Source organism: Primorskyibacter aestuariivivens (genome assembly GCF_028023675.1).
GTDB classification, from domain to species: Bacteria; Pseudomonadota; Alphaproteobacteria; order Rhodobacterales; family Rhodobacteraceae; genus Marinovum; species Marinovum aestuariivivens.
Window position 1 is genome coordinate 16,529 of record NZ_JAQIOZ010000018.1, and the last position, 26,202, is coordinate 42,730.

Annotated in this window: 21 protein-coding genes; 16 read left to right on the plus strand and 5 right to left on the minus strand. The window is 61.4% G+C overall.

Annotation, left to right across the window (positions count from 1 at the left end):
- The first annotated feature begins 1 nt into the window (after nucleotide 1).
- From PGB28_RS16680 to PGB28_RS16710, 7 genes are all read left to right on the plus strand, one after another.
- The gene (locus PGB28_RS16680; RefSeq protein WP_271422663.1) at nucleotides 2–1,153 is read left to right on the plus strand and encodes an acyl-CoA dehydrogenase family protein; all 1,152 of its coding nucleotides are present in this window, start codon (nucleotides 2–4) and stop codon (nucleotides 1,151–1,153) included.
- The gene (locus PGB28_RS16685) at nucleotides 1,150–1,917 is read left to right on the plus strand and encodes an SDR family NAD(P)-dependent oxidoreductase (protein ID WP_271422664.1); all 768 of its coding nucleotides are present in this window, start codon (nucleotides 1,150–1,152) and stop codon (nucleotides 1,915–1,917) included. The genes PGB28_RS16680 and PGB28_RS16685 overlap by 4 nt, the downstream gene beginning before the upstream one ends.
- Nucleotides 1,914–3,149 (plus strand): thiamine pyrophosphate-dependent dehydrogenase E1 component subunit alpha, encoded by a 1,236-nt coding sequence (locus PGB28_RS16690; RefSeq protein ID WP_271422665.1) that lies wholly within the window; start codon nucleotides 1,914–1,916, stop codon nucleotides 3,147–3,149. Before PGB28_RS16685 ends, PGB28_RS16690 begins: the two co-directional genes overlap by 4 nt.
- A 1-nt stretch (nucleotide 3,150) precedes the next feature.
- Nucleotides 3,151–4,164, plus strand: a complete 1,014-nt coding sequence (locus PGB28_RS16695) for an alpha-ketoacid dehydrogenase subunit beta (protein WP_271422666.1) — start codon at nucleotides 3,151–3,153, stop codon at nucleotides 4,162–4,164.
- A gap of 2 nt (nucleotides 4,165–4,166) precedes the next feature.
- A complete protein-coding gene (locus tag PGB28_RS16700) occupies nucleotides 4,167–5,450 on the plus strand; it encodes a dihydrolipoamide acetyltransferase family protein (RefSeq protein ID WP_271422667.1) in 1,284 nt (427 codons plus the stop codon).
- Between the two features lie 3 nt (nucleotides 5,451–5,453).
- On the plus strand, nucleotides 5,454–6,833 hold the full coding sequence (lpdA, locus tag PGB28_RS16705; protein WP_271422668.1) for a dihydrolipoyl dehydrogenase: 1,380 nt from the start codon (nucleotides 5,454–5,456) through the stop codon (nucleotides 6,831–6,833).
- A gap of 170 nt (nucleotides 6,834–7,003) precedes the next feature.
- A complete protein-coding gene (locus tag PGB28_RS16710) occupies nucleotides 7,004–7,708 on the plus strand; it encodes an IS6 family transposase (protein WP_271422669.1) in 705 nt (234 codons plus the stop codon).
- A gap of 109 nt (nucleotides 7,709–7,817) precedes the next feature.
- Here PGB28_RS16710 and PGB28_RS16715 read toward each other — a convergent pair whose 3' ends face one another.
- Nucleotides 7,818–8,804, minus strand: coding sequence for a glucokinase (locus PGB28_RS16715; RefSeq protein WP_271422670.1), 987 nt, complete (start codon nucleotides 8,802–8,804; stop codon nucleotides 7,818–7,820).
- A 124-nt stretch (nucleotides 8,805–8,928) separates the two neighbouring features.
- The gene (locus PGB28_RS16720; protein ID WP_271422671.1) at nucleotides 8,929–9,960 is read right to left on the minus strand and encodes a LacI family DNA-binding transcriptional regulator; all 1,032 of its coding nucleotides are present in this window, start codon (nucleotides 9,958–9,960) and stop codon (nucleotides 8,929–8,931) included.
- A 280-nt stretch (nucleotides 9,961–10,240) separates the two neighbouring features.
- Here PGB28_RS16720 and PGB28_RS16725 point away from each other — a divergent pair, with 280 nt between their 5' ends.
- The 8 genes from PGB28_RS16725 (at nucleotide 10,241) to PGB28_RS16760 (ending at nucleotide 20,923) form a co-directional block, all read left to right on the plus strand.
- Nucleotides 10,241–11,596: an ABC transporter substrate-binding protein gene (locus PGB28_RS16725; RefSeq protein ID WP_271422672.1), complete on the plus strand. Its 1,356-nt coding sequence runs from the start codon at nucleotides 10,241–10,243 to the stop codon at nucleotides 11,594–11,596.
- 140 nt (nucleotides 11,597–11,736) lie between these two features.
- On the plus strand, nucleotides 11,737–12,714 hold the full coding sequence (locus tag PGB28_RS16730) for a carbohydrate ABC transporter permease (protein WP_271422673.1): 978 nt from the start codon (nucleotides 11,737–11,739) through the stop codon (nucleotides 12,712–12,714).
- Nucleotides 12,714–13,988 carry a carbohydrate ABC transporter permease gene (locus tag PGB28_RS16735; protein ID WP_271422674.1) on the plus strand — a complete coding sequence of 425 codons (1,275 nt, stop codon included), beginning with the start codon at nucleotides 12,714–12,716 and terminating at the stop codon, nucleotides 13,986–13,988. Before PGB28_RS16730 ends, PGB28_RS16735 begins: the two co-directional genes overlap by 1 nt.
- A gap of 14 nt (nucleotides 13,989–14,002) precedes the next feature.
- A complete protein-coding gene (gene bglA / locus PGB28_RS16740) occupies nucleotides 14,003–15,658 on the plus strand; it encodes a beta-galactosidase BglA (RefSeq protein WP_271422745.1) in 1,656 nt (551 codons plus the stop codon).
- A gap of 23 nt (nucleotides 15,659–15,681) precedes the next feature.
- Nucleotides 15,682–16,794, plus strand: a complete 1,113-nt coding sequence (locus tag PGB28_RS16745) for an ABC transporter ATP-binding protein (protein WP_271422675.1) — start codon at nucleotides 15,682–15,684, stop codon at nucleotides 16,792–16,794.
- A 263-nt stretch (nucleotides 16,795–17,057) separates the two neighbouring features.
- Nucleotides 17,058–18,314, plus strand: coding sequence for a beta-ketoacyl-ACP synthase II (fabF, locus tag PGB28_RS16750; protein WP_271422676.1), 1,257 nt, complete (start codon nucleotides 17,058–17,060; stop codon nucleotides 18,312–18,314).
- Nucleotides 18,315–18,320: 6 nt separating this feature from the next.
- On the plus strand, nucleotides 18,321–19,475 hold the full coding sequence (gene mltG / locus PGB28_RS16755) for an endolytic transglycosylase MltG (RefSeq protein WP_271422677.1): 1,155 nt from the start codon (nucleotides 18,321–18,323) through the stop codon (nucleotides 19,473–19,475).
- 248 nt (nucleotides 19,476–19,723) lie between these two features.
- Complete coding sequence (locus tag PGB28_RS16760) at nucleotides 19,724–20,923, plus strand: MFS transporter (RefSeq protein WP_271422678.1); 1,200 nt, start codon at nucleotides 19,724–19,726, stop codon at nucleotides 20,921–20,923.
- 62 nt (nucleotides 20,924–20,985) lie between these two features.
- Here PGB28_RS16760 and gyrA read toward each other — a convergent pair whose 3' ends face one another.
- On the minus strand, nucleotides 20,986–23,721 hold the full coding sequence (gene gyrA, locus PGB28_RS16765) for a DNA gyrase subunit A (protein WP_271422679.1): 2,736 nt from the start codon (nucleotides 23,719–23,721) through the stop codon (nucleotides 20,986–20,988).
- A gap of 192 nt (nucleotides 23,722–23,913) precedes the next feature.
- Here gyrA and PGB28_RS16770 point away from each other — a divergent pair, with 192 nt between their 5' ends.
- Complete coding sequence (locus PGB28_RS16770) at nucleotides 23,914–24,183, plus strand: usg protein (protein WP_271422680.1); 270 nt, start codon at nucleotides 23,914–23,916, stop codon at nucleotides 24,181–24,183.
- 336 nt (nucleotides 24,184–24,519) lie between these two features.
- Here the strand turns inward: PGB28_RS16770 and PGB28_RS16775 are convergent, their stop codons facing one another.
- Both PGB28_RS16775 and hemB read right to left on the minus strand, forming a co-directional pair.
- The gene (locus tag PGB28_RS16775; RefSeq protein ID WP_271422681.1) at nucleotides 24,520–25,077 is read right to left on the minus strand and encodes a lipid-binding SYLF domain-containing protein; all 558 of its coding nucleotides are present in this window, start codon (nucleotides 25,075–25,077) and stop codon (nucleotides 24,520–24,522) included.
- A 111-nt stretch (nucleotides 25,078–25,188) separates the two neighbouring features.
- Nucleotides 25,189–26,184 (minus strand): porphobilinogen synthase, encoded by a 996-nt coding sequence (gene hemB / locus PGB28_RS16780; RefSeq protein WP_271422682.1) that lies wholly within the window; start codon nucleotides 26,182–26,184, stop codon nucleotides 25,189–25,191.
- Between the last annotated feature and the right edge of the window lie 18 nt (nucleotides 26,185–26,202).

Below are 26,202 nucleotides of genomic sequence, written 5' to 3' on the forward strand. Positions count from 1 at the left end.
GATGCAGGGTATCCTCACAGAAGAACAGGCAATGATCCGCGACATGGCCCGGCAGTTTGCGCGGGACAAGCTGACGCAAGGCGCGGCTGACCGGGAGGCGGCAGGACGCATCGAAACCGGTATCATCGAAGAGATGGGGCAACTGGGATTTCTGGGCATGACCGTGCCCGAGGAAATGGGAGGTGTCGGGGCCGACTATGTCTCTTATGCGCTGGCGTTGATGGAAATTGCGGCCGGCGATGGCGCAGTCTCGACCATGATGTCGGTCCACAATGCGCCATTCTGCGCGATCCTGCAGATGTTTGCCAACAAGACGCAGCAGGATGCTTGGCTGAACCCGGCGGCCAAAGGCGCATTCATCGGCTGCTTTGCCTTGACCGAGCCCGGAACCGGCACCGATGCCGCCGCGATCAGGACGCGGGCTGTGCGCACAAACGATGGCTATGTTCTGAACGGTTCAAAACAGTTCATCACCTCGGCCCGGATCGGTGGCGCAACGATTGCCTTTGCCGTGACCGATCCGGCGGCGGGGAAAAAGGGGATTTCGGCGTTTTACCTCGAACAGGGCAGCCCGGGATTTTTCGTGGCCGAACCGGAACGGAAGCTGGGCCAGAAAGCCTCTGATACCTGCGCCCTGACCTTTGAAGATCTCAAGGTGGATGCCGGCGCGTTGATCGGAAGCGAGGGGCAGGGGCTTCAGATCGCGTTGTCGTCGCTGGAAGCGGGTCGCATCGGCATTGCCTCGCAATCGGTGGGCATGGCGCAGGCCGCGCTTGACTATGCCATGGTCTATGCGCTGGAGCGTCAGGCGTTCGGCAAGCCGATCTTCGAGCATCAGGCGGTTGCCTTCCGGCTTGCGGAAATGGATGCACAGATCGAAGCCGCGCGGCAGCTGGTCCTGTATGCCGCACGGCTCAAGGATCTGGGCCAGCCCTGCCTGCGCGAAGCCTCCATTGCCAAGCTGACGGCCAGCCAGATGGCGGAACGGGTCGTGTCGGACGCGATCCAGACCCTGGGCGGATATGGCTATCTTTCGGAATTCCCGTTGGAACGGATCTATCGCGACGCGCGCGTCTGCCAGATCTACGAAGGCACCTCGGATGTCCAGCGGATCAACATTTCCCGTGACCTGAAAAGGAGATACCAGCAATGAGGATCGGTGCAGACACCCCCGCCGTCGTCACCGGTGGCGCTTCCGGTCTTGGGGCCGCCGTGACAAGAGCCCTGCGCGCGCAGGGTGTTCCCGTAGGCATTCTGGACATGAATGCGGACGCCGGACAGCAGTTTGCCGAAGAGACCGGTGCGACATTCGCGCAATGCGATATTTCCGATGCCGGCGACGTGAGCACCGCGCTGGACAGGCTGCGCGCCCGTCAGGGTCAGGAAAGGATCTGCATCAACTGTGCAGGTATCGCGCCAGCGGCCAAGACCGTATCCCGCGGCGTCGCCCATGACCCCGCCCTTTATGCGAAGGTTGTTGGTGTCAATCTCATCGGAACGTTCAACGTTGCAACCCAATCCGCGCTTGGTATGTCCGGGACCGAACCGCAGAACGACGATGGTGAGCGCGGGGTCATCATCAACACAGCATCGATTGCCGCCTTTGAAGGCCAGATGGGCCAGCTGGCCTATGCCTCGTCAAAGGCAGGGGTCGTCGGCTTGACCCTGCCAATGGCCCGCGATCTGGCCAAGACCGGCATCCGCGTCGTCGCCATTGCCCCCGGTATCTTCGCGACCCCGATGGTCACCGCCTTTCCGCAAGAGGTGCAGGATGCGCTCGCCCGGACCTCGGAGTTTCCGCAGCGCCTCGGACGGGTCGAAGAGTTCGCCGAACTGGCGCTGCATATCGTCCGCAATACCATGCTGAATGGCGAGGTCATCCGCTTAGATGCAGCAACAAGGATGCAGTCAAAATGACCAGGCAGACAAAGCTCAACTTTCCTCACCCTCCCGCGCGCCCGGATGAAACTCCTGATTTCTCGGCCATTGATATCCCGGAGGCGGGCATACTGGATGTGCCGCCGCCCGAACTAAAGGCCGCCGACAGTCACGACTACGCCCAGGGCTTGATCCGTATTCTCAACGATCAGGGTGACGCCGTTGGCCCTTGGGCCGATTACATCGCCGACCGGGAAGACGAGTCCTTGCTGCAAGGGCTGCGCGACATGCTCAAGATGCGGGCGGTGGACAAACGTCTGCTGAATGCGCAACGCCAGGGCAAGACCTCGTTCTATCTGCAATGCACCGGCGAGGAAGCCATCGGCGGCGGGTTTCAGCGCCAGCTTGAGCAGGGCGACATGAATTTCCCGACCTATCGGCAGCAGTCCCTTCTGATCGCGGCGGACTATCCGCTGCGGGATCTGATGGGGCAGATCTACTCGAACGCATGCGATCCGCTGCAGGGCCGGCAACTGCCCATCATGCATTCGGCGCGGGAGCATGGCTTTTTCTCGATCTCGGGCAACCTTGGCACACAGTATGTGCAGGCCGTCGGCTGGGCCATGGGGTGCGCGCTGCGTGGCAATGGCAAGATCGCGGCGGGCTGGATCGGCGACGGCGCCACAGCATCGAATGATTTCAATTCGGCGCTGTTGTCGGCCTCGGTGTATCAGCCGCCTGTCGTCCTGAATATCGTCAACAACCAATGGGCCATTTCCACTTATACCGGCGTCGCCAGCGGCCAGAGCAAGACCTATGCCGAGCGGGTGCTTGGATATGGCATTCCCGCCTTGCGGGTGGACGGCAATGATTATCTTGCCGTAGTCGCGGTCAGTCGTTGGGCGATCCAGCGCGCGCGCAACGGATATGGTCCGATTGCGATCGAGTGGTTCACCTATCGCGCCGCGCCGCATTCGACCTCGGATGACCCCTCGGCCTATCGCCCCAAGGATGAGGCGCTGGCCTGGCCGTTGGGCGATCCGGTCGAACGCTTGAAAACCCACATGATCAAGCGTGGCATCTGGACCGAAGAGCGCCACGCGCAGTCCGAGGCGGAATTGCTGGCCGAGGTCATGGCGGTGCAAAAAGAGGTCGAGAAACACGGGACCTTCGTGAACCCGCAACCGATCTCGCCGGCAGAAATTTTCCGCGGCGTCTACGCAGACATGCCCGAGCATCTGCGCCGACAGCGACAGGAGATGGGGTACTGACATGGCCCGTATGAGCATGATCGAGGCGCTGCGCAGCGCCATGGATGAGAAGCTGAGCGACGATGCATCGGTGCTCGTCTTCGGCGAGGATGTCGGCTTTTTCGGCGGGGTGTTCCGTTGCACCGCCGGGCTTCAGGAGAAGTTCGGCGAAGAGCGGGTGTTCGACACGCCGATCAACGAAAGCGCGATTGTCGGGTTGGCCGTGGGCATGGCCGCGCAGGGAATGCGCCCCTGTGTCGAGGTGCAGTTCGCCGATTATGTCTATCCCGCCTATGACCAGATCACCCAGGAGGCGGCGCGCCTGCGGCACCGTTCGAACGAACAATTCACCTGTCCGATCGTGGTGCGGATGCCGACGGGCGGCGGCATTTTTGGTGGCCAGACCCACAGTCAGAGCCCCGAAGCACTGTTCACGCATGTGGCCGGGCTCAAAGTCGTTATCCCTTCGACTCCCTATGATGCCAAGGGATTGCTGATCGCGTCCATCGAGGATCCTGATCCGGTGATCTTTCTTGAACCCAAGCGGATCTACAACGGCCCGTTCTACGGCGACCATTCCGGCAAGTCCGTGCCCTGGTCACAGCACGAGTCAAGCGAAGTCCCCGAAGGGCATTACACTGTCCCCCTTGGCAAGGCCGTGGTGCGTCAGCCCGGCAATGACATCACGATCCTGGCATATGGCACGATGGTCTATGTTGCCGAGGCCGCCGCCAAGCAAGCCGGTGTCGATGCCGAGATCATCGACCTGCGGACGCTTCTGCCGCTCGACCTCGAGACGATCCGCCACTCGGTCGAAAAGACCGGGCGTTGCGTAGTGGTGCATGAAGCGACACGCACAAGCGGCTTTGGTGCCGAACTGATCGCGGAGGTCCAGGAAGCCTGTTTCTGGCACCTCAAGGCACCCATCCGGCGTGTCGCCGGATGGGATGCGCCTTATCCGCACGCCCAGGAATGGGATTACTTCCCGGGTCCGGAGCGCATTGCCGCGGCACTGAAATTGGCCATGGAGGAGTGATCATGGGTATCAGCATCATCAAGGTCCCGGATATTGGCGAAGGCGTCGCCGAGGTCGAACTGGTCGAATGGCACGTAAAAGTGGGTGACCTGGTCAAGGAAGATGACGTGCTCGCCGCGGTCATGACCGACAAGGCTACGGTGGAAATCCCGTCGCTTTTCGACGGCAGGGTTGTCGAGCTGGGCGCAGATATCGGAGAGACACTTGTAGTCGGCGCAACTCTGTTGACGATCGAGCACGCGGACGAAGGAAACGCGACCGCACCGGATACCGACGCGGCAGCAGCGTCGCCTGTCGCGCAGAAAGAGCCCGAGGAAAAGCTCCCCGAGCCTGCTCCGAGAGCGCCGGAACCGAAACTGCCCCCCGCCGCGCCGCCTGTTGCAGGCAGCGTGCGGGCCCCTCGCGCCGAAGGGGCCGCGCCACTGGCCTCTCCTGCGGTGCGGGCGCGGGCGCGGGCCGCAGGCATCGACCTCCGGCGGGTGGCCGGAAGCGGTCCGGCAGGGCGGATCACGGACACCGATCTTGATGCGGTTTTCGCCGCCGGACCTGCTGCGGTTGCCGTGCCCAAGCCCGGCCGGTCGCGGCGCGAAGGCGCGGAAGACATCCGGGTCGTCGGCCTTCGCCGCAAGATTTCGGAAAGCATGTCGCTTGCCAATGCGCGTATCCCGCATATCACCGTGATAGAAGAAATCGACGTGACCGCGGTCGAAGACCTGCGCGCATCGATGAATGCCGGAAAGGGCGAAAAGCCGAAGCTGACCATGCTGCCATTCGTCAGCGCCGCCCTGTGTCGCGCGATCGACCAGCATCCCGAGATGAACGCGCATTACTTTGACGACGCGGGCATCATCCGGCGGCATAACCCGGTTCATATCGGTGTTGCCACGATGACCGACAAAGGTCTTGTGGTTCCGGTCATGCGTCATGCGGAATCGCTTGGGCCCTTCCAATTGGCCGCCGAAATCCTGCGTCTGGCCGAGGCCGCGCGCAAGGGCAAGGCAACCCGTGACGAACTGACCGGCTCGACCATCACGATCACCTCTTTGGGTCCGCTTGGCGCGATTGCGACGACGCCGATCATCAACCATCCCGAAGTGGCCATACTGGGCATCAACAAGATGGCGGTCCGGCCCATGTGGGATGGCGCACAATTCGTTCCGCGCAAGATGGTGAACATTTCGGCCAGCTTCGATCACCGGGTGATCGACGGCTGGGATGCCGCGGAATTCGTGCAACGTATCAAAACCCTGCTGGAAAACCCGGCGCTGATCTTTATGGAGGATTGAGCCGTGAAAACCGAAACCTGCAAGCTTCTGATCATCGGTGCGGGCCCGGGCGGCTATGTCTGTGGCATTCGCGCCGGGCAACTGGGAATCGACACGATCGTCGTCGAAGCGGAAAAACCGGGCGGCACCTGCCTGAATGTCGGATGCATTCCGTCCAAGGCGCTCATCCATGCAGCCGATGAGTTTGCCAAGCTGCACAGCCTTTCCGGCGAGAACGCCCTGGGCATTTCCGCAACTGCGCCAATGATTGATCTGGCCAAAACGATCGCCTGGAAAGACGGTATCGTCACACGCCTGACCGGCGGTGTTGCGAGCCTGCTCAAGAAGGCCAAAACCCGCTATGTGACTGGACGGGCGCAGATAATCAACGGCAAAACCGTGGAGGTTTCAACCAGCGAGGGCGCCTTGCGCATTTCCTGCGAAACCATGGTGATCGCCACGGGATCAAAACCGCAGGAGCTTCCGTCGCTGCCGTTCGGCGGGAAGGTCATCTCCTCCACTGAAGCGCTGGACCTGCAGGAGGTTCCCAACCGGCTGACCATCGTGGGGGGTGGGTATATCGGGTTGGAAATCGGCACGGCCATGGCGAAGCTGGGCGCGCAGGTGACTGTCGTGGAATTCGCAGACCGTATCTTGCCGCAATATGACGCCGAGCTGACCAGGCCGGTCGCGGCTCGTCTGAAGGAGCTTGGGATAACGCTGCATTTGGCGACTAGGGCGAACGGGTTGTCCGAAGATGGAAGCGCTCTTCTGGCCGAGGGGCCGGATGGCGCCGTGGAAATCCCGTCGGACAAGGTGCTGGTCACGGTGGGTCGTGCGCCCGTCACGCAGGGATTTGGTCTGATGGATCTAGGCCTGACGATGGATGGTCCGTTCGTGGCGATTGATGCCCACTGTGCCACCTCGATGCGCGGTGTCTATGCCATTGGCGACGTTACCGGTGATCCGATGCTCGCGCATCGTGCCATGGCACAGGGCGTGATTGTGGCCGAGCACATTGCCGGGCTGCCTTCGATCTGGGACAAGCGCGCCATTCCTGCGGTATGCTTTACCGATCCCGAGATTGTCACCGTGGGCGCGTTGCCGAACGAAATCGAGGGATCGAAAACAACGGTTTTTCCCTTTGCCGCAAATGGACGTTCGATGACGATGGAGCGCAGCGACGGTTTCGTGCGGATCGTATTCGACCCCAAAAACGAACTGGTGCTTGGCTTCCATGCCGTTGGTTCAGCGGTCTCGGAAATGTCCGGCGAGTTTGCATTGGCGCTCGAGATGGGCGCAACCCTGACGGACATCGCAGACACGATACATGCGCACCCGACATTGACGGAAACAGTCCAGGAAACTGCTCAGAAGGCCCTGGGTCGTGCTTTGCATATATAATCAAGAAGGCTGAACCGGATCGATCATGTCTGAAAACACGGCAGTCACGGCACTCTGTGGCGCCTTTCGAAGGCCGGCGGGAGCGCGAACTGGCCATGTGTAGGCTGAAACGGGGTACTGTCAGAGCAAATCAGCTTGAGGCGGGCAGGGTGGTTTCGTAGCTTCTATAGATGACCAAACCTGATCCATTTTGCTATTTCAAAACGAGCCGTGAGATAATCCGCCTGGCAGTGATGCTGTACGTGCGGTTTCCGCTGTCGCTGCGCAATGTGGAAGATCTTCTTCATGAGCGCGGCATCGATGTGAGCCATGTAGCTGTGAGATACTGGTGGCATCGTTTCGGTCCGCTGTTCGCTGCCGAGATCCGAAAGCGCCGAATTGCGAGCATGAAATCCAGTCTCTGGCGCTGGCACCTGGACGAGGTGTTTGTAAAAATTAACGGTGAGCGACACTACCTATGGCGCGCGGTCGATCATGAAGGTGAAGTCTTGGAAAGCTTTGTGACAAAGACGCGCGATAAGAAGGCCGCATTGAAATTCTTAAAGAAAACAACGCGTAAGCATGGTCCGCCGGAGGTTGTCGTCACGGACCGACTGCGTTCATACGGAGCGGCGCTGAAGGAAATTGGTGCGGAACACCGCCAAGAAACAGGCCGCTGGCTGAACAATCGGGCGGAGAATTCGCACCTCCCGTTCCGACGACGAGAGAGGGCCATGCTTCGCTTCCGGCGGATGCGAAGTTTACAGAAATTCGCCGCCGTCCACGCTTCCTTCTACAATCACTTTAATCAGGAACGCAGCCTCTCAACTCGACCCAATTTCAAACTCAACCGTGCCGCCGCTCTTGCCGAGTGGCGCGGCCTCTGCGCAAAATAAGAGGCAGCGTCACTGTCCATTCGGAGACTGGTTCGAATTCGTCTGGCAGCACCAGCCGCAGGCCTGCGCGACCTCAATCACCGACATCTCGGTTCGTCTTGTCAGAGACTTACCCCGGCGCGCCCATCAATTCCGCCACATGCGCCGCACAGCCCTTGAGCGCGGCATAATCATCCTCGACCAGACAGACCGGGAACTGGTCGGTGAACTCCGAAAACCGGCCTTTGTCCCGAAACGCGGTGCGAAGCCCCAGCGCATCGAAATGGGGCGCAAAGGCGCGCGCCACGCCGCCGATGAAATAGATCCCGCCAAAGGGCAGCTGGATCAGTGCCAGATCGCCGGTCACGCGGCCCGCGAAACGTACATAGTATTGCGCTGCCGCCTGTGCGACCGGGTCCTCGCCCGATGCCAGACGGCGCATGATTTCGACGGCATCCGGCCGGTCATCGCCGCCCGCTTCCTGCGACTGCCAATGATAGAGGTTCTGCACACCGCGGCCCGACAGCGCCTCTTCGACAGACGGGAAATCCCCGCGGCGGATGAGATATTGCGCAAACCGCAATTCGTCCGCGTTGCGCACGGGCAGGCTGGTATGGCCGGATTCCGACGGTGGCACCAGAGTCAGATCCCCGGTGCGGAACACCATCGCCGCGTTCATGCCGGTTCCCAACCCGATCACCAGCTTGGCCGCGTGGTTTGCCCCGGTCTGGCCGGTCCAGTTGATCAGCGGGCGCAGATCGCCCTCACCGAGATGGTCCAGCGCGTGCCCCTGGGCCTGCAAGTCATTGAGCACCGCCACGAAATCCGCCCCGGTCGCGGCACTGACGCTGTCGCGGTCGATGCGCCATTTGAGGTTTGTCATGTGCAGGACGCCGTCCATGACCGGCCCGGCACCGGCGACACAGGCGGCCTGAGGACGCTCAGAGACCTGATCCATGTATTCGGTCAGGATCTCGTCCAGCCCTGACCGCCCGGCATTGGCAAAACGCTTGATCGACCCGTCAAGGATGCGCTGCCCCTCGGCCAGGGCAACACGGGTATTGGTGCCGCCGATATCGGCAACAAGAGCGAGCGGAGCGGTCGGGGTCTGAGCCATGAGTCACCGGTTGGTTTTCGGCAGGTGCCGGGATTTAGTTAGCGCTAACAGAGTGCGACTCTGCCTTTAGCCAGTCTTGGCGCGAGGTGCAACGGCGCAGGGCTGTGTCAGGCGGCGCGCCGCTTCAGTTTTTCGGCACCGGCCCCGTTGTTTCGCCGATAATCAAACCGCAGTCCATCATCGTCTCCGCCGCAGGTGCATTGGGATTGGCCACCCGGTCCAGCAGCATCCGCGCCGCGTGCCGCCCCGCGTCGCGCACCGAGCTTTGCACGGCGGTGAAAATCGGCGCCTCCTGCGTGCCGTTGCGCATATAGGACAGGTCGTCGTCAAAGGTCACGATCGACACGTCACGTCCGGTTTTCAACCCGCGCTCCTCGATGGCGCGGCGCACCCCCAGCGCGGTGATCATGGACGCCACGGCAAAACCGGTCGGCGGATTATCCGTGTCCAGCATGTCGCGGGCGGCGTTGTAGCCATAGGCCTCGGTCATGTCGGATGAGTGCATCAGGGCGGGATCAATGCGCAGACCCGCGCGCGACAGGGCGCGCTCATAGCCCTTGCGGCGGCGACAGGCGAAATCGAGATCCTCGACACCGTTGATGAGCGCAATCCGTCGATGACCAAGCTCGATCATATGCGTGGTGGCCTGATCAAAGGCGGTGATGTTCGGCACGTCGATAAAGTCGTAGGGCAGGTCGATGTCCGAGGCGCGCCCATGCACGACAAAGGGCAGGCCCAACTCCTTGAGCAGCGCGATGCGCGGGTCGGCCATGCGCGGGCCGTGCACGATGATGCCATCCACGTTGCCCTTGATCTTCAGGTCGCGGTAGAAATCGGCCTCGTCGGAATCCTTTACCAGCGACAGGATCATGTCATAGCCTTCGGCCGAATAGATTTCCCCGGCACCGGCGATGAAATCCCCGAAAACCGGGTTGACCAGTTCCTGTTGGGTCGAGACCGGGATCACGTGACCGATGGCCATGGCCCGTCCGGTGGCCAGCGAGCGGGCGCGCTTACTGGGCTGGTAATTCGCGGCCAAAGCGGCCTTGCGCACCTTTTCGCGGGTTTTCTCGCTCACCTCCGGGTAGCCGTTCAGCGCGCGGCTGACCGTGGTCTGCGAAAGCCCCAGTGCTTCTGAAAGCTGTTTCAGGTTCATATGTGACGCGGTCTCCGCATTTAGGCGCGATGGGAGCAGTCTAGCGTGTAAAAGCGCTTTGGTCAAAATTCATGCAAAGCGCTTTGGATTTACTGCGATTCGGATCAATACCTTGAATAGACGCCATTTTATTTTCGTTGACTTTACGCGTGCTCTGGCACATTTTTGATCCATCCAAAGCGCTTTGGCTAAAGGTTTGGATGGGTTTGAAAAAACAAACCGGGTTGAAGCGTAAGGGCCATGTTCTAAGGTGCGACATATTGCACAGGGAGGAAGACCGATGAAAAATACGCTTTATGCGGGTGCTGCAACACTCGCCCTGACCGCCGGAACGGCTTATGCGGGCGGCCATCTGCCGTTTGCGCCGGGCGAGGGTAACTTCAGCTGGGACAGCTTTAACGCCTTTGCCGAGGCGCATGACCTGTCCGGTCAGGAAGTGACCATCACCGGTCCCTGGACCGGCAATGAAAAGGAAAAAGTCGACAAGGTTTTCTCTTATTTCACGGAAGCTACGGGCGCGACAGTCAACTATTCCGGCTCTGACAGCTTTGAACAGGACATCGTGATCTCGGTGCGCGCAGGCTCTGCGCCGAACCTTGCTGTGTTCCCGCAGCCCGGTCTGGCCGCCGACCTTGCCAGCCAGGGTCACCTGACGCCGCTGCCCGCAGGCACCGGTGACTGGGTCGCTGACAATTTCGCCGCTGGTCAATCTTGGGTTGATCTGGGCACCTACGCGGATGCGGATGGCAATGACCAGCTGTACGGCATGTTCTACCGCGTCGATGTGAAATCGCTGGTCTGGTACAACCCGATTGCCTTTGACGAAATGGGCTATGACATTCCCGAGTCCATGGAAGAGCTCAAGGAGCTGACCCAAACCATCGTGGACGATGGCGGCACCCCGTGGTGCATCGGTCTGGGGTCCGGGGCTGCCACCGGCTGGCCGGCAACCGACTGGGTCGAAGACCTCATGCTGCGCACCCAATCGCCCGCCGATTATGACGCATGGGTCGCCAATGACATGAAGTTCGACGATCCCAAAGTGATTGAGGCGATCGAAGAATTCGGCTGGTTTGCACGCAATGACGACTATGTGCAGGGCGGCGCGCAGGCGGTGGCCACCACCGATTTTCGCGACAGCCCCAATGGTCTGTTCTCGATCCCGGCGGATTGCTACATGCACCGTCAGGCATCGTTCATCCCGGCCTTCTTCCCCGAGGGCACGGTTGTGGGCGAGGACGTGGATTTCTTCTACTTCCCGGCCTATGAGGAAAAAGACCTTGGTAAACCGGTTCTGGGCGCGGGTACGCTGTTCGGCATCACCAACCCGTCCGACGCGACCAACGTGTTCCTGGAGTTCATGAAACTGCCCATCGCGCATGAGCTGTGGATGGCACAGGGCGGCTTCCTCACCGCGCATGCCGGTGTGAACACCGCGACCTATGCCGATGAAAGCCTGCGTGCACAGGGTGAGATCCTGCTGAACGCCACGACCTTCCGCTTTGACGCATCGGACCTGATGCCGGGCGAGATCGGCGCAGGAGCGTTCTGGACCGGGATGGTTGACTATGTCACCGGCGCGTCTGCCGAAGATGTGGCCAAAGGCATTCAGGACCGCTGGGACTCGATCCAGTAAACGGCTTCTGACACCAAACGGGATCGCGCGCGTCGCGCGGTCCCACCACCACACCACGCCGCCAGAGCGCAGTCGCTAAGGGCAGGACATGGTGCGGACCGGAGTTCCCGATGGGGAACGTCCGAACAGGGGAGGACTGCATGTCACCGATTTTACAAGGCCTTATCACCATCATTGTCGGCGTGGGCGGCTGTGTGGGTTATTTCTTCGCGTCGAACTGGATTCTGGACAAGGTGATCTTTCCAGCGCGCAATGACGACCACGGCCGCAATGTGAACCGCGCCACCATGGTCCGGCCCTGGCTGTTCCTTTTCCCGGCGATCTTCGCACTGGGTCTGTACCTGGTCTATCCGGTGATCGGCTCCTTCTACCGCTCGCTGTTCAATCGCGCGGGTGACGAATTCATCGGGTTGGGCAACTACACCACCATGTTCGGCGAAGAGGGCTTTCGCACGGCGTTTTTCAACAACATGCTCTGGGTGCTTTTCGTACCCGCCGCCGCGACCTTTTTCGGCCTTCTGGTGGCGCAGCTCACCGACAAGCTGAAATGGGGCAATATCGCGAAATCGCTGATCTTCATGCCCATGGCGATCAGCTTTGTCGGCGCGTCGCTGATCTGGAAATTCGTCTATGCCAATGACCCCGATATCGGCATCATCAACGCGGTGCGCGACAGCATGGGGCTTGATCCCGTGGATGTGCTGCAACTGCCGTTCTGGAACAACTTCTTCATCATGTTCATCCTTGTGTGGATCCAGACCGGGTTTGCCATGGTGATCCTCTCCGCCGCCCTGCGCGGCATCCCCGAGGAAACGGTCGAGGCGGCGATCATCGACGGCGCCAACCCGTTTCAGGTGTTCTTCAAGATCAAGGTGCCGCAGATCATGGGCACCATCGTCGTGGTCTGGACCACAATCACCATTCTCACGCTCAAGGTTTTCGACATCGTCTATGCGATGACCGGGGGCAATTTCGATACCGAGATCCTGCCCAGCTACATGATGGATTTCATGTTCCGTGATGACGGGCGCGCGACGGCGGTGGCCTTTGTCATCATGATCATCGTGCTTCCCGTGATGATCTGGAACATCCGCCAGGCCCGCAAGGAGATGAACTGATGGACAATATCGCAGGTCAAAAGTCGAGCTTGTCGCTCGTCACCAATCTCAGCGTGGCTTTGCTGGTGCTGTTCTGGCTGGTGCCGACCGTGGGGCTTCTGGTGTCGTCCTTCCGGGATCGTGAACAAATCTCGATCTCGGCGTGGTGGACCTCCATGTTTCCGGTGGAACAGGCGTTCCGTGTGCAGCCCGCCGCCGATGGCGCGGTGGCCGATGGGGATCTGTTCGTGCTGGACGGCAACCTCTTTACCACGTCCGAGGAAGCGCCCGACGGCGCGGGCGAGGTGGCCGGTTTCGGCATCACCGGGCGCGAGCCGGGTGCGGCAGAACCGGGCGAGACCATCGCGCGTTACCGGATCGACGTGCGTGAACCGGGCGGCGAGACCGACAATGAACGTATCGTGGTGAAATTCCCGGCCGGTGGCGCGCCCACATTCCCCGAGACCGATGATGACGGCAACACCATCCTCGCCGAGACCGCGACGCTGGACCGGTCCCTGACCGTGGCTGAAAACGGCGATTTCCGCTGGGTGCAGGAGGGCGAGATCAAGCGCCCGCCCGCGATCTATATCGTGGCGGAAACACCGCCGGAGTTTGGGCTGCAGAACTACGATTCGATCCTGAATTCCAACAATATGGACCGCGCCTTTATTAACACGCTGACCGTGACAATCCCGGCGACGATCATCCCGATCCTGATCGCGGCCTTTGCCGCCTATGCGCTGGCCTGGATGGATTTTGCCGGACGCGGTTTCCTGATTGCCATGGTGGTTGGCCTGCTTGTCGTGCCGCTGCAACTGGCGCTGGTGCCGCTGCTCACGCTGCACAACAAGGTGGGTATCGGGCAGAGCTTCCTTGGCATCTGGTTGGCCCATACCGGCTTTGGCCTGCCATTGGCGATTTATCTGCTTCGCAATTACATGGTCGGCCTGCCGCGTGACATCATCGAAAGCGCCAAGGTGGACGGGGCGACGGATTTTCAGGTCTTTACCAAGATCGTGCTTCCGCTGTCCTTCCCGGCGCTGGCCTCTTTCGCGATCTTCCAGTTCCTGTGGACATGGAATGACCTCCTGGTGGCGAAAGTGTTCCTGCCGTCCAACTCGGAAAGCTGGGTCATGACAGTGAAAATCGCCGATGACCTTCTTGGGTCACGCGGGGGCGACTGGGGCATTCTGGCGGCCGCCGCCTTTGTCTCGATCGCGGTGCCGCTGATCGTCTTCTTCGCAATGCAGAAATACCTCGTGCGCGGCCTGCTGGCCGGCTCTGTCAAGTAGGAAAGTTCATGTCAATGAATGCACATACAAACCTGACGCCACGCCTCGACAAGGCGCAGGACACCGATTGGTGGCGCGGTGCCGTCATCTATCAGATCTACCCGCGCTCCTATCAGGACAGCAATGGCGATGGGATCGGCGATCTTCTGGGCATCACCCAGCGCCTGCCGCATATTGCCTCGCTGGGGGTGGATGCGATCTGGATCTCGCCCTTCTTCACCTCGCCGATGAAGGATTTCGGCTATGATGTGAGCGATTACTGCGATGTCGATCCGATGTTCGGCAGCCTCGCGGATTTCGACGCGCTGGTCTCGACCGCGCATCAGCTTGGCATCAAGGTGCTGATCGACCTGGTGCTCAGCCACACCTCGGATGAACACCCGTGGTTCAAGGAAAGCCGCGCCTCACGCGACAACCCGCGTGCGGACTGGTATGTCTGGGCCGACCCCAAGGAGGACGGCACGCCGCCCAATAACTGGCTGTCGATCTTTGGCGGTCCTGCCTGGCACTGGGATGCGCGGCGCGAGCAGTATTACCTGCACAATTTCCTTGTCGAACAGCCCGACCTGAATTTCCACAACCCCGATGTGCAGACCGCTCTTCTGGATGTGGTGCGGTTCTGGCTGGATCGCGGCGTCGATGGTTTCCGTCTGGATACGATCAATTTCTATGTCCATGACGCCGAACTGCGCTCGAACCCGGCGCTGCCCAAGGAAAAGCGCAACGCCAATATCGCGCCCAGCGTGAACCCCTATAACCACCAGGAACATCTCTATTCCAAGAACCGCCCCGAGAACCTTGAGTTCCTGAAAAAATTCCGGGCGCTGCTGGATGAATATCCCGGTTCGACCTGTGTGGGCGAAGTGGGTGACGCGCAGCGTGGTCTGGAGATCATGGGCGAATATACCCAAGGCGATGACAAGGCGCATATGTGCTATGCCTTTGAATTCCTTGCCAAGGATCAGCTCACCGCGACCCGCGTGGTCGAAGTGTTGTCCAAGGTGGACGAGGTTGCCGCGGATGGCTGGGCCTGCTGGGCGTTTTCCAACCATGACGTGATGCGCCACGTGTCCCGCTGGGACCTGCCGCCGGCCGCACAGCGCCTTTATGCAACGCTGATGATGAGCCTGCGAGGCTCGGCCTGTATCTATCAGGGCGAAGAGCTTGGCCTGCCCGAGGCGGATGTCGCGTTCGAGGACCTGCAGGACCCCTATGGCATTGAATTCTGGCCGGAATTCAAGGGGCGCGATGGGTGCCGCACGCCGATGGTGTGGGAGCCGTCGAACCAGAATGGCGGGTTTTCGTCCCATGCGCCGTGGTTGCCGGTGAGCCATGATCACCTCAACCGCTCGGTCTCCGCGCAAGAGGAAGACCCGGCCGCGCTGCTGCATCATTACCGCCGCGCGATTGCCTTCCGCCGGACGCATCCGGCGCTGGTCAAGGGCGGCCATTCCGGCCTGAAGGCGGACGGCAATGTGCTGTCCTTCACGCGAACCCATGGCGGACAGACCCTGTTCTGCGCCTTCAACATGAGCGACCAGCCGGGCACGATCGACATGCCCAAGGGCACCTGGCTTCAGGTTGGCACGGAACTGGGATCGGCGGCACCGCAGGCGGATGGAAAACTGCATCTTGGCCCGTGGCAACCGGCACTGGCACTCAAGGCATAACAACTCCGGGGAGGAGGGATACGATGGCAAATCTGAAACTGACGGATGTTGGAAAGACCTATGGTGGCACGGTTGAAGTGCTCAAGGACATCAATCTCGACATCAAACAAGGCGAGTTGATCGTCTTTGTCGGGCCTTCGGGCTGTGGCAAATCCACGCTTTTGCGGATGATCGCGGGACTGGAAAAGATCACCGGCGGCACGCTGGAGATTGACGGGCAGGTGGTGAACGATGTCCCGCCCAGCCAACGCGGCATTGCGATGGTGTTCCAGTCTTATGCGCTTTATCCGCATATGACGGTGCGCGATAACATGTCCTTTGCGCTCAAACTGGCCAAGAAATCTCAGGCCGAAATCGATGCGGCCGTGGGGGCAGCCGCCGAAAAGCTGCAATTGACCGAATATCTTGACCGTCTGCCCAAGGCACTGTCCGGCGGGCAACGCCAGCGGGTGGCCATCGGCCGGTCCATCGTGCGCGACCCCAAGGTGTATCTCTTTGACGAGCCGCTTTCCAATCTGGACGCCGCCCTGCGCGTGGCGACGCGGATCGAGATTGCCCAGCTGAAAGAGCAGATGCCCGACAGCACGATGATCTATGTCACCCATGACCAGGTCGAGGCGATGACGCTCGCAAGCCGGATCGTGGTGCTGGATGCGCTCAAGGATAACGGGCACAAATATTCCATTGCTCAGGTCGGTTCACCTCTGGAGCTCTATGAACGCCCCAATGGCGAGTTTGTGGCGCGCTTTATCGGCTCGCCCGCGATGAACCTGATGCCGGGCGAAGTGGTGGGTACGGGGGCCCAGACCCGCGTTCGGATGGAAGGCGGCGGCGAGGCGCTGTCGGACTATCCCACCACGGATGCGGATATGGGGCTGAAGGTGAATGTGGGCGTGCGCCCCGAGGATTTCGTCGAAAGCGGTGACGGAAGCTTTATCTATCAGGCCAAAGTGGACATTGCCGAGGCGCTTGGCGAGGTCACGCTGCTCTATTTCGAAAAGCAGGGCGACGCCGACCCGGTGATCGGCAAACTGGCAGGCATTCACAAGGATGTCCGCGGCAAGGTCGTGAACCTTACGGCGGTCCCGGCCAAGGTGCATCTTTTCGCGAATGGGCAATCGCTGCTCTACCGCTGATCTGTAACGGCACGGCGGAAGACCTGCCGTGCCGCTTCGACCACGTGCAAAAGCTTTCCAAAGCTTTTGCCAATCTTTTGCAAAAGATTGGCCCCGCGGCCCCGCAATGCCCGCTTAAACGTGGATGTCATTTGCGGAGCTTGCGGGGCGTTGGCATTCTGCAGCCCATACGCGGTGCTCTGCCCATGATCGCGCCGCTGCCTCTTGCCCCTGTCGGCCCGGTCGGGGTAAGAGCGGACAAAGCGTGAAAAGGGGGCAAAGCCATGCGCAGAGTAGTTGTCACAGGGCTTGGATTGGTCACACCGCTGGCATGCGGAGTGGAGGAAAGCTGGAAGGCCATTCTCGACGGAAAATCCGGGGCTGGCCCCATCACCAGATTCGACGCCAGCAATCTGGCCACCACCTATGCCTGCGAAGTGCCCTATGGCGATGGCAGTGATGGCACGTTCAACCCCGATGACTGGATGGTTCCGAAAGAGCGCCGCAAGGTGGATGATTTCATCCTCTACGGCATCGCGGCGGCGGAACAGGCCGTCCGGGATTCGGGCTGGATGCCCGAGGATGAGGACGACCTGCTGGAAACCGGTGTACTGATCGGCTCGGGCATCGGCGGGCTGAACTCCATTGCCGAAACCGCCATCCTGATCAAGGAGCGCGGCCCCCGGCGGGTGTCACCCTTCTTCATTCCCGGCGCGCTGATCAACCTGATCTCCGGTCAGGTGTCGATCAGGTTCGGCTTCAAGGGCCCGAACCATTCGGTTGTGACAGCCTGCTCCACCGGTGCCCATGCCATCGGCGACGCCGCACGTATCATCAAGGATGGCGATGCCGAGGTGATGATCGCGGGCGGTGCCGAAAGTGCCATTTCCGAGATTGGCATCGCGGGGTTCAATGCCTGCAAGGCGCTCTCGACCAAACGTGGCGACGAGCCGCAAAAGGCCAGCCGTCCTTATGACGCGGATCGTGACGGCTTTGTCATGGGCGAGGGCGCGGGCGTGGTTGTGCTGGAAGAATACGAACACGCCAAGGCGCGCGGCGCGAAAATCTACGCCGAGGTCGTGGGCTACGGCATGTCCGGCGATGCCTATCACATCACCGCGCCCTCCGAGGATGGCGACGGCGCGCTGCGCTGCATGAAGATGGCGCTGAAAAAGGCGGGCGTTGGCCCGTCGATGATCGACTATATCAACGCGCATGGCACCTCGACCATGGCGGATGTGATCGAGCTGGGCGCGGTTGAGAAGCTGATGGGCGATGCGGCGGACAAGGTCACCATGTCCTCGACCAAATCCGCCACCGGGCACCTTCTGGGCGCGGCGGGCGCAATCGAGGCGATCTTCTCGATCCTCGCCATCCGCGATCAGGTCGCCCCGCCGACCATCAACCTCGACAATCCGGCGGTTGAGACACCGGTCGATCTTGCCGCGAATGAAAAGCGCGAACGCGAGATCAATTACGCGCTCTCCAACTCCTTCGGCTTTGGCGGCACCAACGCCTCTGTCCTGTTCAAGAAAGTATAAACCACCATGTGGCGCAGCATCGCCTCCAACGCGCTGAGCTTTTTCGTCGTCGCCATTTTCCTGGCCGGCGGCGTGCTCTTGTGGTCGCAGCGGGAGTTTTCCGCGCCCGGTCCGCTGACCGAAGCGATCTGCCTTCAGGTGGATCGCGGCTCGAATTTCTCCCGCGTCTCCAAGGATCTGGAAGAGCGTGGCGCGGTGTCCAGCGGGTTTCTGTTCCGCGTGGGCGCGGATTATTCGGACAAGACCGATGAGCTCAAGGCAGGCTCCTTCCTTGTCTCCGAAGGCGCCAGCATGGCCGAGATCGTCGATATCGTGACCCGGGGCGGGGCCTCCACCTGTGGCACCGAAGTGGTCTACCGGATCGGCGTGACCCGCGTGTCGGCCGAGGTGCGCGAACTGGACCCGACGACGCAACGCTTTGTCGAGAAAGCCAAATTCAACCCGGCCGAAGACGAGGCTCCGACGGAATACAAACGCGTGCGCGAACAGGGCGACACGCGCTACCGCATCGCATTGGCCGAGGGCGTGACCAGCTGGCAGGTAGTCGAAGAGCTCAAGGCGCTGGACGTGCTGGAAGGCTCGGTGGATGAGCTGCCCGTTGAGGGCTCGCTTGCCCCCGACAGCTATGAAGTGCGCCCGGGCACCACGCGTCAGGCGGTGATCTCGGACATGCAGGCCCGCCAACAGGCAATCATCGACGAGGCCTGGGCCAACCGGGTGGACGGGCTGCCGCTGGAGAGCAAGGACGAGATGCTCACGCTGGCCTCGATCATCGAGAAGGAAACCGGCGTGGCCGAGGAGCGCCGCCTTGTGGCGAGCGTCTTCATCAACCGGCTGAACCGTGGCATGCGGCTGCAGACCGACCCGACGGTGATTTACGGCATCACGCGCGGGCAGGGGGCGCTGGGCCGGGGGTTGCGCCAGAGCGAGCTGCGCCGCGAGACGCCCTATAACACCTATGTCATCGACGGGCTGCCGCCGACCCCCATCGCCAACCCGGGCCGCGCCGCCATCATGGCCGCCGTAGATCCCGAGGACAGCAATTACGTGTTCTTTGTGGCCGATGGCACCGGTGGCCACGCCTTTGCCGAGACGCTGGACGAACATAACCGCAACGTCGCGCGCTGGCGCGAGATCGAAGCGGAACGCGCGGGGCAGTAGGGGACAAGGGGGCTCTGCCCCCGTCGCCCTGCGGGGTCTCCCGACCCTTCGGCCCTGAGATTGTTCCCCTGGATCAATTTCCTGGCGCGCCTCAGCCCCCGGGATATTTCCGAGCCAAAGAAGGACCGGGGCGGGGACAGGGTTTGGGCTTGGCCGTTTGCCGTCTATCATGCAAGACGTTGCGCGTTTGGCTCAGGTGGTGTTCAAATGACGCCTGTCACCATTCTGTTTCCGGACTGGACATCACCATGCAAGATCAGACCAATGTCACCGCCGCGATTGTCGCGGGCGGCCTCGTTGCTTTTGTGGGCTTCGGCTTTGCTGCCACCTTCGGCGTGTTCCTGCGCCCGATGTCCGAAGATCTGGGCTGGGCGCGCGAGGTGTTTTCCCTTTCCATGGCGATTCAGGCGCTGTGCTGGGGCATCACCCAGCCGCTGGCGGGCATGGTCGCGGATCGTTTCGGCACTGCGCGGGTACTGGGATTTGGCGCGGTGGTGTCGGCGCTGGGGTTTTTCCTGCGCGGGGCGGTGATTGATCCGGGCGTTTTCGTGGCCTCTGGCGTGATTGTCGGGATCGGCACCGGGGCCTGTTCCTTTCCGGTGGTGATCGTGGCGCTTGGCAAGGTGGTGGAGACCAGCCGCCGCAGTTTCATTCTCGGGCTCGGCACGGCGGCGGCCTCGACCGGCATGTTCGTGGCGGCACCGCTGTCCTCCATGCTGTTGGCACGGATTGGCTGGCAAAGCTCGATCCTTGTCATCGCGGCCAGTTTCCTGCTGATCCTGCCGGGCCTGGTGTTCATCGCGCGGGTGTCGAAACCCACCGCCACAGGGGCGGGCAGTGACGGGTTCGGCCATGCGGTGCGCACCGCCTTTGGCGACCGGTCCTTTGTCTTGTTGTTCGTGGGGTTCTTTGTCTGCGGCTTCCATGTCGCGTTCATCCAGACCCACCTGCCTGCCTATATCGCGGATCAGGGTCTGGCCCCGATCATTGGCGCGTGGTCGCTGGGGCTGATCGGGTTGTTCAACATCGCCGGGTCGTTCCTGTCGGGCTGGTCGGGGCAGCGGTATTCCAAGAAGACCGTGCTGTCGGGCATCTATTTCGTCCGCGCCGCGGTGATCATGGCGTTCATTCTTATCCCGCTCACGCCCGCCAGCGTCTATGTCTTCTCGGCCGCGATGGGGTTGCTCTGGCTCTCGACCGTGCCGTTGACCACCGGGCTGGTGGCCCAGACCCAAGGCTTGCGTTTCCTGTCGACCCTCGCCGGGCTGGTGTTTTTCAGCCATCAGACCGGCGCATTCATCGGCGCGTGGCTGGGCGGGCGCATCTATGACAGCACGGGCGATTACGCGATGATGTGGTGGATGGCGATTGTGTTGGGGCTTTTGGCGACGTTGATACACATGCCTATTCGTGAAACGCCGGGACCTTTGGCGCAAGCCGAGCAATAAGCAAAGAAAAACCCCCGGTCAGGGTTTCACCGGACCGGGGGTAAGCTGTCCGCCAGGCGGGGTTATCCCTCGCCGCCCTCGGCCTCGTCTTCATCCGCCTGTTCGGCGATCCAGGCCACGCTGACCACTTCTTCGCCCTTGCCGGTGTTGAACACCTTGACGCCACCGGCGCTGCGCGAGCGGAAGGAAATGCCATCGACCGGCACGCGGATCGACTGACCCTTGGAGGTGGCGAGCATGATCTGATCATCCAGATCGACCGGGAAAGAGGCGACCAAAGCGCCACCGCGCATCGCCTTGTCCATCGCCTGCACGCCCTGGCCGCCGCGCCCGCGCACGGGGTAGTCATGGGACGAACTCAGCTTGCCGGTGCCCTGTGCGGTGATGGTCAGGATCAGGTTTTCCGCCGCCGACATTTCGGCATAGCGTTCCTGGCTCAATTCGCCGGGCATTGCGGCGTCCTCATCCTCGGCCTCGGCATCATCGGCCAGACCAGCCACGGCGCGGCGCATCTTGAGATAGGCGGCGCGCTCGGAAGCTTCGGCCTCGAAATGGCGGATTACAGACATGGACACGACCCGGTCGCCATTGTTGAGACGAATGCCCCGCACGCCGGTCGATTTGCGGCCCTTGAAGACCCGCACATCGGTGGTGGGGAAGCGGATCGCGCGGCCCGCATCGGTGACCAGCATGACATCGTCATCCTCACCCGCGATACGCGCATTGACCAGTTCCACACCCTCGGGCAGGTCCATGGCGATCTTGCCATTGCGCTTCACATTGGTGAAATCCGACAGCGCGTTGCGCCGCACATCGCCCGCGGAGGTGGCAAAGACGATTTGCAGATCGGCCCATTCCTCTTCGTCCCGGTCCACCGGCATGATGGCGGCGATGGAGACACCGGTCGGGATGGGCAGGATATTCACGATGGCCTTGCCCTTGGAGGTGCGTCCGCCCAGCGGCAGGCGCCAGGTCTTAAGCTTGTAGACCATACCATCAGTGGTGAAGAACAAGAGCTGCGTATGGGTGTTGGCGACGAACAGCGTGGTCACCACATCGTCGTCCTTGAGCCCGCCACCGGACAGCCCCTTGCCACCACGTTTCTGGGCGCGGAAATCGGCCAAGGGCGTGCGCTTGATATAGCCGCCCTGGGTCACGGTCACGACCATATCCTCGCGCTCGATCAGGTCCTCGTCCTCCATATCGCCGGACCAGTCGGTGATTTCGGTACGGCGCGGCACAGCAAATAGTTCGCGGGTTTCGCGCAGCTCGTCCGCGATGATGCCCATGATGCGTTCGCGCGAGGCAAGGATTTCGAGGTATTCCTTGATCTTGCCTGCCAGGTCTTCCAACTCGTCCGTGACTTCCTTGACCCCGATCTGGGTCAGGCGCTGGAGCCGCAGTTCGAGAATGGCACGCGCCTGTGTCTCGGACAGGTTATAGGTGCCATCGTCATTCATCGTATGGGTCGGATCGTCGATCAGGCGAATGTAATCGGCGATGTCATGGGCGGGCCAGCGCCGTTCCATCAGCTTGGCGCGGGCTTCTGCCGCGTCCGCAGAGGAGCGGATGGTGGCCACCACCTCGTCCACGTTGGTAACAGCCACGGCCAGTCCGCACAGCACGTGGGAACGTTCGCGCGCTTTGCGTAACAGATGCGCGGTGCGGCGTGCAACCACGTCTTCGCGGAAATCAATGAAGGATGTCAGGAACTTGCGCAGCGTCAGCTGCTCGGGTCGCCCACCGTTTAGCGCCAGCATGTTGCAGCCGAAATGCGTCTGCATGGGGGTGAAACGGAACAGCTGGTTCAGCACCACGTCCGGGGTGGCATCGCGTTTCAACTCCACCACGACCCGCACGCCGTTGCGGTCGCTCTCGTCCTGCACATGGGCGATGCCCTCGATCCGCTTGTCACGCGCGGCCTCGGCGATCTTTTCGATCATCGAAGCCTTGTTCACCTGATAGGGGATCTCGTCGATGACGATGGCATAGCGGTCCTTGCGCAGCTCTTCGACCCGGGTCTTGGCGCGGATAATGACGCTGCCGCGGCCTTCCAGATAGGCCTTGCGCGCGCCGGAACGGCCCAGAATGATCCCGCCGGTGGGAAAATCCGGGGCGGGGATATAGTCGATCAACTGCTCGGAGGACAGGTCGGGATCCTCGATCAGTGCCAGCGTGGCGTCCACCACCTCGCCCAGGTTATGGGGCGGGATATTCGTGGCCATGCCAACCGCAATGCCGCCCGCGCCATTGACCAGCATATTGGGGAAGCGCGCGGGCAGAACGGTGGGCTCTTTCTGCTTGCCGTCGTAATTGTCCTGAAAATCCACCGTCTCCTTGTCGATATCGGCCAGGAGATAGGCGGCGGGCTTGTCCATGCGCACCTCGGTATAGCGCATGGCGGCGGGGTTATCGCCGTCCATGGACCCGAAATTGCCCTGACCATCCAGAAGCGGCAGGGACATGGAGAAATCCTGCGCCATGCGCACCAGCGCGTCATAGATCGCGCTGTCGCCATGGGGGTGGTACTGACCCATCACATCGCCCACCGGGCGGGCGGATTTGCGATAGGGCTTGTCATGGCTGTTATTGGTTTCGTGCATCGCGAAAAGGATGCGCCGATGCACCGGCTTCAACCCGTCGCGCAGATCCGGGATCGCGCGGGAGACGATAACCGACATGGCATAGTCGAGATAGGCCGACTTCATCTCGTCGGTGATCGACACCGTCGGTCCGTCATAGGCCGGGCGCTCGGGCTTTTCTTCTTCGTTTTCGGGGGGTTGGGGCGTGTCGCTCACGTATCCTCACCGGTTTTTGACGGTTTCTATATCTTGTTGTCCGCTCTTATATCAGAGGCAGGATATGGGGTGCAATCATTGCTTTGCCCGGATTTGGCAGCCACAACGTCAAGCTGCTAACATACTGTTTTCATTGAAAAGTAATTTCTTTCGGGCATCATGAAAATGGAGCAGGCAAAAATGAGGTGACCCATGCAGATGTCCGAGACGGAAATGATGCTCAAGGGATACGGGCTGACGACGGCGGAGTTTTACTACCACATGCCCGATTATGCCCATGTGCTGAACAGCTATATCTGGCAGGAGTATGATATCGCGCCCGATCATCCCCGGCTCTTCAAATTCATAGAATTCTGGCAGGACGAGATCGAGGGCCCGCTGCATTCCGTGCGCTTTACCCATCGCAAGATGATTGCGCCGGGGGAGTGGCGCAATGTTGTGGGGGAGTTCACCTATCATTGAGGTTGCGCCGGCTATGCCGTCGCGCTGGGTGGGGGCTCTGCCCCCGTCGCTTCGCGACACCCCCGAGGTATTTATAAACAGAAGAAGTAACGGATCATTAAGGTAATGATGCACTCTGTTCCTGCGGTACAGGCGGAGGCGCCGATGATCGCAACAGGAGAAGGCCCCCGTTTCGGAGTGATCCGACGGGGGCTGGATCTTTCCTGATCTTCTTCTGTTTGAAAATACCTCGGGGACTGAGGCGCGCCCGGAGATTGATCCGGGGGATCAATCTCAGCGCCGAAGGGTCGGAGACCGCCGAAGGCCGGGGGGCAGAGCCCCCCAATCCGCCTGAATTCAGGGAATGATCCGGGTGTATTTCACGCCTTCCAGCGTCGCGCCGATACGCAAACCGGCCTGGCCAAAGACCACGGCGATGATCGGGGCCAGCGATGTGGTGGTTTCTGCGCTCACATCGCCGCCGCCATCGGGGATGGCGTATTCGATGCCCGCACCCGCGGCAAAGCCCGGCGAGCGGCGGAAATTCTCCAGCGCCTGATCGGTCATGAAATAGAGCACATGCGCATATTGCTGCGCGCCGATCTGCAGACCGGTCGAAAGCTTGGTCAGCGCATAGTAATCCACGGTGGCCCCATTGATGCGCAGCGCGCCGCGCCCGTAACCACCGCCAAGGCCAAGGCCCGCCTCGGTCACCAGCGGCATGACCAGCATGCCCACTGATTTCGCCTCGACCTCGCGGGTGGCGGGGAATTCGGCGTAAAGCTGGGACAGGGTTGCATCGGCGCGCGCGTCGATGGTGGCCGGGCCGGCCGAGCCGACACCATTGCCGCAGGCGGCCAGCGATGTGGCGGCAAGGCCGGACATCATGAAAGTACGACGGGGAAGGGTGTTCATGGCTTACCTCTGCTCGAAATGCCTCTTGCGCCGGTCTTGATGCCGGTCGTCGACGCAAGCTTACCCCAGCCGCGATGCGCTGTCACGCCCCAAGCGGGCCGCTTGGGCGGTCTATTGCCCGTTCAGGATGCGGGCCGCTGCTGGCGCGAAATAGGTGAGAATCCCGTCGCAGCCTGCACGTTTGAACGCCATGAGGCTTTCCAGCATGACCTTTTCCCCGTCGATCCAGCCGTTCTGCGCCGCGGCCTGTATCATCGCGTATTCCCCTGACACCTGATAGGCAAAGGTTGGCGCGCCAAAGGCATCTTTGACCCGGCGGCAGATATCGAGATAGGGCAGGCCGGGTTTCACCATGACCATATCGGCCCCTTCGGTGAGGTCGCGTTCCACCAGCCGCAGCGCCTCATCGGAATTGGCCGGGTCCATCTGGTAGCTTTTCTTGTCGCCCTTGAGCGCGCCGGACGCCCCCACCGCATCGCGGAAGGGCCCGTAAAAGCCGCTGGCATATTTCGCGGCATAGCTCAGCAGCATGACATTGCTATGCCCCGCGCCCTCAAGCGCCGCGCGCAGCGCGCCAATGCGGCCATCCATCATGTCGGAGGGGCCGATGATGTCGGCCCCGGCCTCGGCCTGTGACAGCGCCTGTTTGACCAGCGCCTCGACCGTGGCGTCATTGACGATCTCGCCGTCGACGACAAAACCGTCATGGCCGTTGATGTTGTAGGGGTCGAGTGCCACGTCGGTCATCACTGCGATCTCGGGCACTGCCGCCTTGATGGCGCGGGTGGCGCGGTTGGACAGGTTGTCGGGGTTCCAGGCCTCGGCGCAATTCTCGGTCTTGAGGCTCGGGTCAGTATAGGGAAACAGGCAGATCGCCGGAATGCCTAAGCTATGCGCCTCGCGCGCGGCATCGGCGATGCGGTCCACGGAGCGGCGCATCACGCCGGGCATGGAGGGCACAGGTTCCTCGATCCCCTCGCCATCGCGCACAAAGACCGGCCAGATGAAATCGGCGGGGCTGAGGCTGTTTTCTCGCACAAGGTCACGAATGGCGGCGGACCTGCGGGCACGGCGGAAGCGCGCGGCGGGATAGGGGGCGATGGTCATCTTCGGTCTCCTCGTCTG